This window comes from Flavobacterium sp. CYK-55, from assembly GCF_018413465.1.
GTDB lineage: Bacteria > Bacteroidota > Bacteroidia > Flavobacteriales > Flavobacteriaceae > Flavobacterium.
Genome location: NZ_JAHCDK010000003.1, coordinates 412,016 through 425,522 on the forward strand (window position 1 = coordinate 412,016; position 13,507 = coordinate 425,522).

13 protein-coding genes and 1 rRNA gene are annotated in these 13,507 nt (G+C 40.5%); 5 read left to right on the forward strand and 9 right to left on the reverse strand.

Features of this window, described 5'->3' with window-relative positions:
- Window positions 1–2 precede the first annotated feature (2 nt).
- Together KIH23_RS06405 and prfA are read right to left on the reverse strand one after the other, a co-directional pair.
- The gene (locus KIH23_RS06405; RefSeq protein WP_213212170.1) at window positions 3–1,451 is read right to left on the reverse strand and encodes an MBOAT family O-acyltransferase; all 1,449 of its coding nucleotides are present in this window, start codon (window positions 1,449–1,451) and stop codon (window positions 3–5) included.
- A gap of 248 nt (window positions 1,452–1,699) precedes the next feature.
- A complete protein-coding gene (prfA, locus tag KIH23_RS06410) occupies window positions 1,700–2,776 on the reverse strand; it encodes a peptide chain release factor 1 (protein ID WP_213212172.1) in 1,077 nt (358 codons plus the stop codon).
- A gap of 208 nt (window positions 2,777–2,984) precedes the next feature.
- Here prfA and KIH23_RS06415 point away from each other — a divergent pair, with 208 nt between their 5' ends.
- A complete protein-coding gene (locus tag KIH23_RS06415; RefSeq protein ID WP_213212174.1) occupies window positions 2,985–3,458 on the forward strand; it encodes a DUF6265 family protein in 474 nt (157 codons plus the stop codon).
- Between the two features lie 30 nt (window positions 3,459–3,488).
- Here KIH23_RS06415 and KIH23_RS06420 read toward each other — a convergent pair whose 3' ends face one another.
- Entirely contained in the window at window positions 3,489–4,952 is a 1,464-nt protein-coding gene (locus KIH23_RS06420) for an aminoacyl-histidine dipeptidase (protein WP_213212176.1), read from the reverse strand.
- Between the two features lie 104 nt (window positions 4,953–5,056).
- On the opposite strand from KIH23_RS06420, the gene KIH23_RS06425 reads away from it, so the two are divergent.
- Window positions 5,057–6,124 carry a DUF3810 domain-containing protein gene (locus KIH23_RS06425; RefSeq protein ID WP_213212178.1) on the forward strand — a complete coding sequence of 356 codons (1,068 nt, stop codon included), beginning with the start codon at window positions 5,057–5,059 and terminating at the stop codon, window positions 6,122–6,124.
- Between the two features lie 99 nt (window positions 6,125–6,223).
- Here KIH23_RS06425 and KIH23_RS06430 read toward each other — a convergent pair whose 3' ends face one another.
- The gene (locus tag KIH23_RS06430; RefSeq protein WP_213212180.1) at window positions 6,224–7,099 is read right to left on the reverse strand and encodes a YitT family protein; all 876 of its coding nucleotides are present in this window, start codon (window positions 7,097–7,099) and stop codon (window positions 6,224–6,226) included.
- Between the two features lie 26 nt (window positions 7,100–7,125).
- Window positions 7,126–8,430, reverse strand: a complete 1,305-nt coding sequence (locus KIH23_RS06435; RefSeq protein ID WP_213212182.1) for an NAD(P)/FAD-dependent oxidoreductase — start codon at window positions 8,428–8,430, stop codon at window positions 7,126–7,128.
- A gap of 278 nt (window positions 8,431–8,708) precedes the next feature.
- Here KIH23_RS06435 and KIH23_RS06440 point away from each other — a divergent pair, with 278 nt between their 5' ends.
- Together KIH23_RS06440 and KIH23_RS06445 are read left to right on the forward strand one after the other, a co-directional pair.
- On the forward strand, window positions 8,709–9,203 hold the full coding sequence (locus KIH23_RS06440) for an RNA polymerase sigma factor (protein WP_213212184.1): 495 nt from the start codon (window positions 8,709–8,711) through the stop codon (window positions 9,201–9,203).
- 4 nt (window positions 9,204–9,207) lie between these two features.
- Complete coding sequence (locus KIH23_RS06445) at window positions 9,208–9,849, forward strand: hypothetical protein (RefSeq protein ID WP_213212186.1); 642 nt, start codon at window positions 9,208–9,210, stop codon at window positions 9,847–9,849.
- Here the strand turns inward: KIH23_RS06445 and KIH23_RS06450 are convergent, their stop codons facing one another.
- Window positions 9,850–10,647 (reverse strand): lysophospholipid acyltransferase family protein, encoded by a 798-nt coding sequence (locus KIH23_RS06450; protein WP_213212187.1) that lies wholly within the window; start codon window positions 10,645–10,647, stop codon window positions 9,850–9,852. It lies immediately after the preceding gene.
- Between the two features lie 48 nt (window positions 10,648–10,695).
- On the reverse strand, window positions 10,696–11,334 hold the full coding sequence (locus tag KIH23_RS06455) for an NUDIX hydrolase (protein WP_213212189.1): 639 nt from the start codon (window positions 11,332–11,334) through the stop codon (window positions 10,696–10,698).
- Between the two features lie 59 nt (window positions 11,335–11,393).
- On the opposite strand from KIH23_RS06455, the gene KIH23_RS06460 reads away from it, so the two are divergent.
- On the forward strand, window positions 11,394–11,837 hold the full coding sequence (locus KIH23_RS06460) for a DUF4268 domain-containing protein (RefSeq protein ID WP_213212191.1): 444 nt from the start codon (window positions 11,394–11,396) through the stop codon (window positions 11,835–11,837).
- A 294-nt stretch (window positions 11,838–12,131) separates the two neighbouring features.
- Here the strand turns inward: KIH23_RS06460 and KIH23_RS06465 are convergent, their stop codons facing one another.
- Window positions 12,132–12,836 (reverse strand): fibrobacter succinogenes major paralogous domain-containing protein, encoded by a 705-nt coding sequence (locus tag KIH23_RS06465; RefSeq protein WP_213212193.1) that lies wholly within the window; start codon window positions 12,834–12,836, stop codon window positions 12,132–12,134.
- Between the two features lie 554 nt (window positions 12,837–13,390).
- Window positions 13,391–13,499: ribosomal RNA gene (gene rrf, locus KIH23_RS06470) — 5S ribosomal RNA — on the reverse strand.
- Window positions 13,500–13,507 lie beyond the last annotated feature (8 nt).

A 13,507-nucleotide genomic window follows, 5' to 3' on the forward strand; every position in this document is an offset into this window, starting at 1 on the left:
TTTTAAAATTGAAAATAAATAAACGGTTGGTTTTTGGCTCCGAACAAAAAAATCAAAAGCGCAATACTGTAATAAAACAACCAGCGATAAGGTCTTTTCCAGCGCAGGGTTATGTTTTGTGTTCCGTATTGACTTTCGCGAGATATCCATTCAATCAACAACATAAAAACAATCCATATTGAAGTTACCAATGCTTGTTTGATTCCAAGAAAATATGGCAATTCAAATATACTTTTTGAAAATATTTTATAAGCATACTCAAGCGCCACAGTCAAATTAGGAGCGCGAAAAAATACCCAAGCCAACGAAACCAAAACAAAAGTGAACAGCATGAATAACAACTCTTTTATACTCGGTAAAAATTTTCCGGCTGCCACTGTATTGAGATAAGACCGATTGTTTTGATACAGCAACAAAGGCAAAAAGTACAAAGCATGTAATAATCCCCACAGAACAAAAGTCCAATTGGCACCATGCCATAAACCACTCACCAAAAAAACAATAAACGTGTTGCGGATTTTCATTTTTAAACTTCCGTTACTGCCGCCAAGCGGAATATAAAGATAATCTCGAAACCAACTTGAAAGCGAAATATGCCATCGGCGCCAAAACTCGGCTATGTTTCTGGAGAAAAACGGAAATGAGAAATTGCGCAGTAAATCAATTCCGAAAAGCTTCGCAGTTCCGAGAGCAATATCTGAATAACCCGAAAAATCACCGTAAATCTGAAAAGAAAAAAACAACAAGCCCAAAACCAAAGTACTCGCCGAATAAGCTGAATAATGATCAAAAATGGTGTTGACAAAAGTGGCGCATTGATCCGCAATAACAACTTTTTTAAATAATCCCCACAACATTTGCTTCAAGCCATCGGTAGCTTGCGCGTAATTGAAAGTTCTTTTTTGTTTGATTTGTGGCAGCAAATGGGTAGCTCTTTCAATAGGACCGGCCACCAACAGCGGAAAAAAGCAAACAAAAAGCGAGTAATTGATTACGTCGCGTTCGGGCTTGATTTTTTGGTTATACAAATCAATCACATAGGATAAACCGTGAAAAGTGTAAAATGAAATACCTACCGGCAACACCCATTGAATGGTGGACAAATGCGTTGTAAAACCAAGATTTGACAAGAATGAAACAAAACTGTCGGCAAAAAAATTATAATACTTAAAAACACCCAAAAAACTTAAGTTGGACAAAATGCTCAGCCACATCCAGATTTTTTTAGAGGATGGTTTTGAAGCTTCAAAAATTTTGATGCCCGTGTAATAATCAAGCGAGGTTGAAAAAATCAATAAAAACAGAAAACGCCAATCCCAACAAGCATAAAAAAAGTAACTCGCGATGAGCAGTAAAATATTTTGCTTTTTGAGGTTTTGATGAAAAACAAACCAATACAACACAAAAACAACCGGTAAGAAAATGAAAAAATCAACCGAGTTAAAAAGCATATGGTTTATTTTTTATGAGTATTGTTGCTAAGGTTTGATTGAAAACGATGTTCTGCAAGTTATAGATTCATTTGAAGGCGGCCTCATGTTTCTGCAAAATTCAATATGTATTGTACCGCTGGTCTATGGTTGAACCCAATGCCCTAGCCCGGATGGCAGCGGATAGCCCGCAGCGCAGCGAGGACTATGAGCGAACAGCCGGATTAGCTTCTAAAAAAAAGCCACACCTAAAAGGCATGGCTGATGTTTTAAATTACTTCACTGGCTTCTTTGAGCTTCTCGGTGTTGTTGACGAGTTGCAACTCATCGATAAGCTTTTGAATTCCGCCGTTCATAACACCGTCTAAATCATACAAAGTGAGCCCGATGCGGTGATCGGTAACGCGGCCTTGCGGATAATTATAGGTGCGAATTTTGGCAGAACGGTCGCCAGAACTTACTTGTGAAGATCGCTTTTTGGCATCTTCTTCTTGTTTTTTGGCCAATTCCATTTCGTATAAACGCGAACGCAATACTTGCATGGCTTTGTCTTTATTTTTATGCTGTGATTTCTCGTCTTGACATTGCGCCACAAGCCCGGTTGGAATGTGTGTTAATCGTACCGCTGATTTGGTGGTATTCACTGATTGTCCACCCGGCCCTGACGAACAGAAAAAGTCAATGCGCACATCGTTCATATCAACTTGTACGTCAAACTCTTCGGCCTCTGGCAATACCATAACCGTAGCTGCCGAAGTGTGGATACGGCCTTGGGTTTCGGTTTGCGGAACACGCTGTACGCGGTGAACTCCGGCTTCAAACTTGAGGGTTCCGTAAACATCTTCACCGGTGACTTCAAAAATGATTTCTTTGAATCCGCCTGAAGTTCCTTCGTTCAAATCAACTACTGAAGTTCTCCAACCTTTTGCCTCGCAATATTTGGTGTACATGCGATACAAATCGCCGGCAAAAATACTGGCCTCATCACCACCGGTTCCGGCACGAACTTCAACCATGACATTTTTGGCATCTTCTGGATCTTTTGGGATGAGCATGAATTTGATTTCTTCTTCAAGCAAAGGCAAACGCTCTTTGGCTTCTTCGAGTTGCATTTTGGCCATTTCAACCATTTCAGCATCAGAACCGTCTGAAATGATTTCGTTGGCTTCTTCAATATTACCCATCAAATTCACGTATTCATCGCGTTTTTCTGAAAGGGCTTTAAGGTCTTTGTATTCTTTATTGAGTTGTACATAACGCTTTTGATCAGCAATGACATCAGGCTGAATAATCAAGTCTGAAATCTCGTCAAAACGTTGTTTTATTATTTGGAGTCTGTCTAACATGCGTCCGTATTTTTGGTGTGCAAATGTACACAAAAAAGAATATATTTTTTCATGACAACAACGGCGATTTTTAATGGCTCAGATTGTTAATCATTGCTCGACAACAATGAATAATCAATTGATTTTTCACAAATCATCAGCATTTAAAATATATTTTTTGTTAATATTGTACCAAACCACTTTTCTAAACCACCTTAAAGCATCATTCATGAAAAAAACTACCTCAATTATTTTAATGTCCATCCTTTGGTTTGGGTGCCAGAAAAACAAAGAACCCCATATGCTCGCTCAAGGCGAATGGCTTATTGGCCATTGGGAAAACAAATCACCCGAAGGTCATTTCGCAGAACAATGGAACAAAATAAACAATGAAGCGTTCAACGGGAAAAGTTTTTTTATAGTCAATAAAGACACGCTTTTTAGCGAAAATATTGAACTAACCCAAAAAGACGGAGCAGTGTTTTATACCGCTACTGTGAAAGGGCAAAACAACAACCAACCCGTTGCTTTTAAAATGACTTCGATAAAACCCAACGAAATGGTTTTTGAAAATCCGAAGCACGATTACCCGCAAAAAATAGTCTACAAAAAAATTAATGACGATAGTTTGGTAGCCATTATCTCCGGAAGCCAACAAGGCAAAAACAGCTTAGAGCAATTTCCGTTAAAACGCATCAAATAAAAAAGCCCGCAAATGAAGCGGGCTTTTGGGTTATTTTTTTATCGGTGTATTGGCTAAAATTTCTAAGAAGAACTTCCAAAATTTTTGCGACGATGATATACTGGCGCGTTCATCTGGGCTATGCGCTCCGTGAATGGTCGGTCCGAATGATATCATATCCATTCCGGGATAGTTGGTTCCGAGAATACCGCATTCTAATCCGGCGTGACAAGCCACAACTTTGGGTTTTTCGCCATTTTGTTTTTCGTAAATGGATACCAAAACTTCGAGAATTTCTGAGTTTACATTGGGTGTCCAACCCGGATATGAACCTGAAAATGCAACTTCGCATCCGCACAATTCAAAGGCTGATCTGAGCGCATTGGCCAAATCAAACTTAGACGATTCAACCGAAGAACGCGTCAAACATCCAATAGAAATTTCTCCATCTTTGACAATCACACGAGCAATATTATTAGAGGTTTCAACCAAATCAGCCATGTCGGCACTCATCCTGTAAACACCGTTGTGCGCTGTATATAAAGCGCGGATGATTCCTTCTTGAACACCTAAATCCATAACCTGCGAAGGCACATCGGCTTTGGTAATTTCAATGGTTAAGTTGGGCTCGGTGGTTTTGAATTCGGCTTTAATATCATTGATGATTTCTTGCATTTCAAAGGCAAAAACTTCGTCGTACATCTGAGCCACAATTACGTGAGCAACACTTTCACGCGGAATAGCATTGCGCAAACTTCCACCGTTGATTTCAGCTATTTGCAAACCGAAGTTTTCAAATCCGTCAAACAACAAACGATTCATGATTTTATTGGCGTTGCCCAAACCTTTGTGGATGTCCATACCAGAATGTCCACCATTAAGACCTTTTACCGTAATCTTATAACCTACAGAATCTTCAGGCGTTTCTTCTGGACGATAGCTTCGGGTAGCGGTAACATCAATTCCACCAGCGCAACCGATATCAATTTCGTCGTCTTCTTCGGTGTCGAGGTTGAGCAAAATTTCACCTTTGAGGATTCCGCCTTTTAAATTGAGCGCTCCGGTCATTCCGGTTTCTTCATCAATGGTAAACAACGCATCAATTGCCGGATGCGGAATATCTTTGCTTTCAAGAATGGCCATAATCGCGGCTACGCCCAAGCCATTGTCGGCTCCGAGTGTGGTGCCTTTGGCGCGCACCCAATCGCCATCCACATACATTTGAATACCCTGAGTCAGAAAATCAAAATGGGTATCGTTGTTTTTTTGATGCACCATATCTAAATGGCCTTGCAAAACAACGGTCTTTCTGTTTTCCATGCCCGGAGTAGCCGGCTTGCGAATAATCACATTGCGAATTTCGTCTTCAAAAGTTTCTAAGCCCAAACGTTGTCCGAAGTTTTTCATGAACTCAATCACGCGTTCTTCTTTTTTTGACGGACGAGGCACAGCATTCAAATCGGCAAATTGGCTCCAAAGTGCTTTTGGCTCGAGGTTTCTGATTTCTTGACTCATATGAAGAAATTTTGTTTTTTTGATTAATGTTGCCAAAGGTAACTTTTTAGTGTAAAAAATTGAAGTTGTAAAAAGTTTATTTGTGCTATTTTTACACTCGTCAGATGAAATTCAAACGCTACCACATACTGCCTTTGTTTTTGCTTATCCAAATTATTTTTTGGCAAGCGATGACTTTTTCGCCCGATGTGATTGAACATTACTACAGCCAAATCTGGTATGCGCCTATTTCATTATTCTGGCGCAAATTCCTCGGGAAAATATCATTTTCAGTAGGCGATGTTTTGTATACAATCGTGATTTTAAGATTGATTTATTGGTTCTGGCAAAAACGAAAAACCTGGAAAACTAAACGTACCGAAAACCTCTGGAAATTAACCGGTTTTATGTCTGTATTTTATTTTTTATTTCACCTGAGCTGGGCCGGAAATTATTACCGAATGCCGTTGTTTGACCGCATGAATATTCACCGAGAATATACCGATACTGACTTGCTTAGGTTTACCCAAAAACTCATTGCCAAAACCAATCAAGTGCAGTTGAGCATTACGCACAATCCGAACCAGAAAGTAGTTTATCCGCATACACAGCAAGAGACTTTTTTGTTGAATTTGAATGGATATACCCATTTAGCCGAGCAATATCATTTTCTAAAATACGAAGAGCCCAGCGTAAAACCTTCTTTGTTTAGCGTTCCGCTGAGCTATATGGGTTTTGCGGGTTATTTAAATCCGTTTACCGGTGAGGCGCAGGTGAATGATTTATTGCCGATGTACACATTTCCAACCACCGCTGCCCATGAAATGGCGCATCAAATTGGTTATGCCAGCGAAAGCGAATGTAATTTTATTGGCTTTTTGGCCTCGATTAAAAATGACGATCCTTACATTCAATATTCGGGTTATGCTTTTGCGCTTCGGTATTGTTTGCATCAATGGGAAATGCGCAATCCGGCATTGCTCAAAAAACTCAAGAAAACCATTCACTTGGGCATTTTAAAAAACTACAAAGAAAGCCAAACGTTTTGGCAAGCATACGAAACCTTTATTGAAACCGGCTTTAAGATTTTTTACGATCAATTCTTAAAACTCAACCACCAAGACGACGGGCTAGACAGCTACAGCAAGTTTGTCAATTTGATGGTGAATTATTATCAGAGCAGAGCATTATAATTTATACACTAAAAAAGAACCATAGGTATATTGAGGTGTTTGATTGATTAAAGATTCCTAAACATCTAAACTTTTGTAAACTTCCTAAACTTAGTCCCATCAATACTTCAAACCTCTTTTTGAAACCATACCACCTTTGGTATCGCGCACGCTACTGATGATGAGGAACGCCCTAGCATCAAGTTTTTCAATTTCGGTTTTAAGACGATTGAGCTCTAAACGCGTCACCACCGTGTACACAATTTCAATGTTGCTGCTATCGCCGTTTTTTCCGTAGCCACTTTGGCCTTTATAAGTAGTAACGCCGTGGCCCAGTTTTTCAATGATGAGTTTTTTGATGTGGTCGCTTTTGGTGGATACAATGGTAATGCCCATATATTCTTCAATACCATCAATAATAAAATCGAGCGTTTTAGAAGCTGCTAAATATGTAATCATGGAATACATGGCAATTTCAACCGACAAAAAATAAGCCGCCGCCGAAAAAATCATCACATTGATGACAATGATGATATCGCCAATGGTGGTTCCGAATTTACGACTCAGATAAATGGCCAAAACTTCGGTTCCGTCTATTACTGCTCCGCCGCGCACCGATAAACCAATACCGGCGCCAAGGAAAAATCCGCCAAAAATAGCCACCAATAAATTGTCTTGAGTGACATCAGGAAACGGTACCGTGCCCACCACCAAAGCCAAACCCAGAATGGCCAAAGTAGTTTTGACGGCAAAGGCTTTTCCGATGATTTTATAACCGAGTAAAATAAACGGAGCATTGATACAAACAATGAGTACCGGAAGCGGAATAGGTGTTAAAATTGAAGTCAACAGCGAGATGCCTGTAGCGCCGCCGTCAATGAAATGATTGGTCAACAAAAAACCTTTAAAACCCAAAGCGGCCGAGAAAATACCGGTGGTGATGAGCAAAAAGTCTTTGGTATGGCGGACGATTCTATTTTTTTGACTTCGTTTCATGGTTTTTTGTTTGATGGATGAATGATTTACACTTCGTCAGAGGTAAAAGTTACAAAACTTTTCTTTTTGTACGGACGAATAATGAGGCGGCCTTCGCGATCAAAACGAATGTAATTGTACACCCAATTTAAAAAGACCACCGCACGGTTTTTAAAACCAATCAGCGAGAACAAATGCACAAACATCCAAACAAACCAAGCCAAAACGCCATTAAAATGATAATGCGGCAAATCAACCACAGCCTTGTTGCGGCCAATGGTAGCCATAGAACCTTTGTCGTTATACACAAAAGATTTCATGGGTTGACCGTTGATTTTCAGCAGGAGATTCTCGCCCAATAATTCGCCTTGCTGCATGGCCGGTTGTGCCATCATTGGGTGGCCGTTGGGATATGCCGGGGTTTCCATTTGGGCAATGTCGCCTAGGGCAAAAATATTTTCATAGCCCAAAACTTGACTGAATGAGTTCACGCGCAAACGTTTAGAGCGTTCAGTCCAAACGGTGGCTTCAAGACCCGGAATCGAAGCGCCTTGCACGCCGGCAGTCCAAATGACGGTGGCGGTTTCAAAACTCAAAGCCGTGTTGGTGGTAATGAGTTTTCCGTCGTAGCTGAGCACGCGCACATTTTTATGGACTTTGACGCCTAAATCAACCAAGAATTTTTCGGCAGCGGCTGATGATTTTTCGCTCATGGTGTTGAGAATGCGGCCATCGCTTTGAATGAGGTTGATTTGCATGTTGGCAATGTTGAGATCTGGATAATCTTTGGGCAAGATGGCTTTTTTCATTTCGGCGAGTGCGCCGGCGAGTTCAACTCCTGTAGGGCCGCCGCCCACCAAACAAAAATTCATATACGCATTGCGTTCAGACTCATCATTAACAAGTAAAGCTTGTTCAAAATTTTCGAGGATAAAACTGCGAATGTTGAGCGATTGCGGAATGGTTTTCATCGACATGCTGTTGCGCTCGATTTCTTTGTTGCCAAAAAAATTGGTTTTAGAACCGTTGGCAAAAACAAGGTAATCATAACGCAATTCACCAATATCAGATTTGACGATTTGATTTTTGGGGTCAATCTCATTCACACGGCCCAAACGAAAATAAAATTCTGGAAATTCTTGAATGACTTTGCGAATCGGATAAGCAATCGAGCCTGCCTCTAGCCCACCGGTGGCCACTTGATACAAAAGCGGCTGAAAAGTGTGGTAATTATTTTTGTCGATTAAAACCACTTGTACCGATTTGTTTTTGAGTTTTTTGGCCAGCGAAATTCCGGCAAATCCGCCACCGATGATGACAACGCGCGGCAGTGAGGTTTCGGGGATATTCATATGATGTTGAGTTGTTTGTTTTATGTTGGGTCGAAGCCGCGTGAGCGATGGCAGCAAAAAGCCCGCAGCGCAGCGAGGACTTGGCGCGAACAGCGCGACCCGCAGGGGCACGCCCAAAACGCACGTAAAGATAAACAATCTGCGCTCTAAAATAGGCTGATTTGTGTTAGGGAAATGATAAATAAGTTTGTTGTGACAAGGCTTTTAGGTTGTGGTTGCGTTTTGAGAAAAATAGAGTAAATTGTAACAATTTTTTAGCAAAGATTACTAACGCGGGCATGAATCAGGATTTAGAGCAAGCATTTGTCAAGCAACTCAAGGAGAACCAGAATATCATTCATAAGATATGCAGGTTGTATACTTCGGGCGAAGATGCGCACAATGATTTGTTTCAGGAAATCACAATTCAGCTCTGGAAAGCCTACCCAAAATTCAGAGGCGAAAGCAAGTTTTCAACTTGGGCCTATCGGGTGGCTTTGAATACTGCCATTACTCTGTACCGCAAAAGCACGCGATCTGTACAAACTTCGTCATTTGATATGGGCAATTTATTTGTCAAGCAAGAAGAATACAATTACGAAGAAGAAGAGCAGATTAAATTGATGTATCAGGCGGTGCATCAGCTCAATGATATTGAAAAAGCATTGGTTTTTATGTATCTGGAAGACAAGGATTACGAAGAAATTTCAGAAACCTTGGGCATCAGTCAGGTGAATGCTCGTGTGAAGATGAACAGGATTAAAACCAAATTGAGAAAAATATTAAACCCCTAAATCAATGGATGAATTAGAAGTATTAAAGAAGGCCTGGAAAAGTGGTGAACATTCATACAGTCAAGTATCTGAACAGGATATTTACGGAATGTTGCACCGCAAATCGTCTTCGATTGTGAAGTGGATTTTGATCATCAGTATTCTGGAGTTTGTGTTCTGGAATGTAATTTCTGTTGGTTTTAGCGACGAGCAATACCAAAACAAACTCAGAGCCTACGGAATTGAAGACATTATGTTTTTTGTAAACTGTGTGAATTATGCGGTTTTGGTAGGCTTTATCTATGTTTTTTACAAAAACTACCGCTCGATTTGTATTTTAGATTCGACCAAAACGTTGATGAAAAGCATCTTGCGTACCCGCAAAACCGTTCAAACCTATATTGTTTATAATTTATTTATCATTACCCTGACAGTGGTAATTTCAATTGTAATGATGTTTCAGCACAATGCCGATGTGGCCATGCTCATGCAAAAAGAAATCACCGCAGGCCATCAAACGCTTTTTATAGTGGGCTGCGTTGTAATTTCAATGGTATTTATCGGGATTATTATTTGTGTTTTCTGGTTGTTTTACCGTTTGTTGTACGGCATTTTACTCAAAAAATTATACGCCAATTACCACGAGCTCAAAAAGATTGAACTCTAATTAATACTCCCGTTGTTTGTTTAAATCTTCTTGAATTTTTACTTCTTCGGCAGCAATGACTTTGAGCATCGAAGGATGTTGCTCAATGGCATATTGTACTTTCTCTACAATTTGCTCAATGGTTTCGTTTTCGTAATCAATTTGCAACGGCTCTTTGATGATAAACGATTGCAGAATTCCTTTCTTTTTCAATCGCAAACCTTTTTTGTCAAACGAACGACGGAAACCGTCAATTACAATCGGAACTACAATAGGTTTGTGTTGTTTGATGATGTGTGCCGTGCCTTTGCGAACCGGTTTAAACGATTTAGTGGTGCCTTGCGGAAACGTAATCACCCAACCGTCATTGAGCGCGAGTTTGATGTTTTCAGTATCGTTGAGATTTACTTCGCGTTGCACGTCTTGTCCTTTGGCGCGCCAAGTTCGCTCAACTGTTATAGCCCCAACATACGAGAGAATTCTGGGCAATAAACCATCAGTCATGGTTTCTTTAGCCGCTACATAATAGATGTTGAGTTTTGGTTTCCACAAATAACCCACATTGCGAATATTGTCTACCCTTCCGCTTAAACTCGCGTTGAATACGTGAAACATAGCCACCACATCGGCAAAATAGGTTTGATGGTTAGAGATAAAAAGCACGTTGGTATCAGGTAAATTCTTGATGATTTCAGAACCTTCAATCTGCAAATCATTAAATCCGCGATAGCGTTTGTGTGTGAGCACGCCAAAAAAGAAAATCAGCCAACGCTTAATAAATAGTATATGTCCGAAAGGATTTCGTTTGAATAATCCCATAATTGATTCAAAAAAAGAGCAAGCCAAATGTACAAATTCAGGCTTATATCAAAGTATATTTCTGAGGGTTTCTTTGAGTTCGCTGAGCATCATGGCTGTGGCGCCCCAAACAAAATGTCCTTGCAACTCAATAGACGGAACATCAATTGATTTTGAATATGAAGTATCCATGTTTTGCAATACCACACGGGTGTCATCGAGCAATTCGGCAAGTGGAACTTCAATGATTCCAGTAACTTCAACAGGATCCGGTTTAAAAGTAAGTTCGGTTTTACTCACGCCCAAAAACGGATACACCATAAAATTACTCGGCGGAATATATACCTCGCTAAACGCACGAATGAGTTGAATATGCGTGGCCTCTACCCCAACTTCTTCAAAAGTTTCTCTGAGGGCAGCCGAAGCAAAGTCTACATCTGTCGAATCAATCTTCCCACCCGGAAATGCAATTTGTGCCGAATGTACGCCCGGATACGAATTGCGCTCAATAAGCACCAAATGCGTGATTTGATTTTTAGGATACAACAACATCATGACCGCAGCTTGTTTGGGCTTTAGCTCGGCAAAGTCAATATTTTGCATCAACCCGCGACGCTCTGGCGGCATCATGAGTTCATGCGCAGCTTCGGCCAAAAGTTCTGCTTTTTTTATGGAATCAATATGATGTAAAAACGTTTGAAAATTCATGACAAACCGTATTTTTGCGGTCAGCTGCGAAGGTACAAAACTAATGTTCGCCATCAATCATGTATTCAAAAGAAGAAACGCAACGCCTCAAACACGAATTCTGGGTAGCTTTTGCCGAAGCATATCCTAGAAAATGGCTGTTGTATGACACCAAAATAAAAGACTTTTCGTTCAAATTTTTTGTCGACAACAAAAAGGCACAAGTGCTCATTGATATTGAGCATCGCAATGATGAACTGCGCAAAATTTATTTTGAAAAAATAGAATCGCTCAAAACCATCCTCGAAGAAGAATACATAGCTGATTTAATTTTTGAGCGTCATTTTTATCTTGAAAACGGCAAAACCATCAGCCGGATTTGGGTTGAAAAAACAGGCATGGGCATGAACAACCGCCAACATTGGAATGATATTTTTGATTTCTTCAACGAGAAAATGTCGGCGCTTGAATACTTCTTTTACGAATATCAAGACTACATCAAAGATTTAGAAACCAATACTTAGTTTTATTGGGGCGTGCCGGCTCGTCGAACTTTTAGTTGTCAGAAAGTTTGCGCGCTCGCCGTCGGGCTGTGCGCTTTATCTTTTGTTCATACTTCACAAAAGGATGCCGCTGCCATCCCTCACGCAGTTACTGCTTCATTAAAGCATTTTTCAAGAATGAAACTTTTAAGATACCTCAAGTCCACCGGACTTGCTCCTTTTAATTTGCTTTGCCAATTCGCTATCGCTCGGGTCACCCGAGGCGCAGCCGAACTGAGCGAAGCTAAATCTCACTCGAATCATCTTAACTTTGAATTAATCTTTAATACAGCGAACAGAAAAACCATTGTCTTTAAAGAATTCCAATGTTGTAATACCACCATCAGTATAATTCAAAATTCGGGCATTTGCTCGCTGACTTCCAAATTCAGTTGTACTCCACCAATACCCGTACTTATCCAACAAAAAAGAACCGCTGCCATTATCAGCCACATACCCACCCGGAAGTGCTGAAAAACCACTACTGTTGGTAGCCGCTGTATTTGGGCTTCTCCATAATCCGGTGCCTGACTGTAAAGTACCCGTGGTTTTCATCTTACCACCTGCAAAATCAGCAAATCCTAAAAACGAGACTAAAGTGGTCCATTCCACATCAGACGGTATATGCCACCCTTGTGGCGCTAATCCTCTCGGGTCATTCACAGCATACCAATTATACAGCTTTCCGTAAATTGTACCGTTGGCAGAATTGTTTGCATAATAACACCATGCTCCTGTGGTCAAGTTGGCCCATTGGGTTGGGTTGCTAACTTGAGGGATAGGATCACCATTTCTATAACGGCTTACGTTTAAATTCTTGGTCATCCATATTTGCGTTCCAATTTGAACTTCTCCGGCCTGAACCGGTACTGATGGTCTGGAGGCTGGCTGGGTTTGAGATTTGTTATCTTCTTGCTGTGAACAAGAAATCACTACGATAACTAAACTGAAGATTAAGGTTGCTGAGAAGTATTTTTTCATAGCTTGTTTTTTCAAATATAAAAAGAAATGTTGGTTGGTGATAATTATACAGAATCATCTCTGTCCTACTGAGGCACGAAGCATCTCATTCAATAAGCACTGGTCTTATCATGAGATTCCTCCTTGGGTCGGAATAACAAAAAGGTCGGAAGGACAAAAGGGTTGAAAAAAACAGAGTGATGGTAATTAATTAAAAAGAACAAAACTATTTGCTACCCATTCTTATAAACTCAACTCTGTGACAAATTTGAAAACAATTTTTATTTTGTCACAGAATTTGTGACAAATTTTGAGTTTTGTTTTACTTTGTCACAACTCTTAAACTCATCAAATACTTATTGGTATGAGCGAAGCTAAAGGCGACATTTGAAATTAAAAGGAGGACTGCCAGTGGCAGTCAGGTACACGAGCTTTAGCTCGCCTATAAATAAAAAAAAAAACCAGCTTTTACAAGCTAGGGTTCTCTAAAAGAAAGGCGACGAACCGAGCCCGCAGGGCGAACACATTGCCACCAAAAAACAAAAGCCCCGACTAAAAAGTCGGGGCTTCACTAAAAAAGGCAATGACATACTCTCCCACAAAATGCAGTACCATCTGCGCAGGCGGGCTTAACTTCTCTGTTCGGAATGGGAAGAGGTGAGCCCCGCCGCAATAATCACCTTAAGTTTTTA

What these genes read in the sequence shown, in the direction of transcription:
- KIH23_RS06445 (WP_213212186.1), top strand. Translation starts at nt 9,208, where the DNA reads ATGGATGAATTAGAAGTATTAAAGAAGGCCTGGAAAAGTGGTGAACAT.
- KIH23_RS06425 (WP_213212178.1), top strand. Translation starts at nt 5,057, where the DNA reads ATGAAATTCAAACGCTACCACATACTGCCTTTGTTTTTGCTTATCCAA.
- KIH23_RS06465 (WP_213212193.1), bottom strand. Translation starts at nt 12,836, where the DNA reads ATGAAAAAATACTTCTCAGCAACCTTAATCTTCAGTTTAGTTATCGTA.
- KIH23_RS06415 (WP_213212174.1), top strand. Translation starts at nt 2,985, where the DNA reads ATGAAAAAAACTACCTCAATTATTTTAATGTCCATCCTTTGGTTTGGG.
- KIH23_RS06420 (WP_213212176.1), bottom strand. Translation starts at nt 4,952, where the DNA reads ATGAGTCAAGAAATCAGAAACCTCGAGCCAAAAGCACTTTGGAGCCAA.
- KIH23_RS06440 (WP_213212184.1), top strand. Translation starts at nt 8,709, where the DNA reads ATGAATCAGGATTTAGAGCAAGCATTTGTCAAGCAACTCAAGGAGAAC.
- prfA (WP_213212172.1), bottom strand. Translation starts at nt 2,776, where the DNA reads ATGTTAGACAGACTCCAAATAATAAAACAACGTTTTGACGAGATTTCA.
- KIH23_RS06435 (WP_213212182.1), bottom strand. Translation starts at nt 8,430, where the DNA reads ATGAATATCCCCGAAACCTCACTGCCGCGCGTTGTCATCATCGGTGGC.
- KIH23_RS06430 (WP_213212180.1), bottom strand. Translation starts at nt 7,099, where the DNA reads ATGAAACGAAGTCAAAAAAATAGAATCGTCCGCCATACCAAAGACTTT.
- KIH23_RS06450 (WP_213212187.1), bottom strand. Translation starts at nt 10,647, where the DNA reads ATGGGATTATTCAAACGAAATCCTTTCGGACATATACTATTTATTAAG.
- KIH23_RS06460 (WP_213212191.1), top strand. Translation starts at nt 11,394, where the DNA reads ATGTATTCAAAAGAAGAAACGCAACGCCTCAAACACGAATTCTGGGTA.
- KIH23_RS06455 (WP_213212189.1), bottom strand. Translation starts at nt 11,334, where the DNA reads ATGAATTTTCAAACGTTTTTACATCATATTGATTCCATAAAAAAAGCA.
- KIH23_RS06405 (WP_213212170.1), bottom strand. Translation starts at nt 1,451, where the DNA reads ATGCTTTTTAACTCGGTTGATTTTTTCATTTTCTTACCGGTTGTTTTT.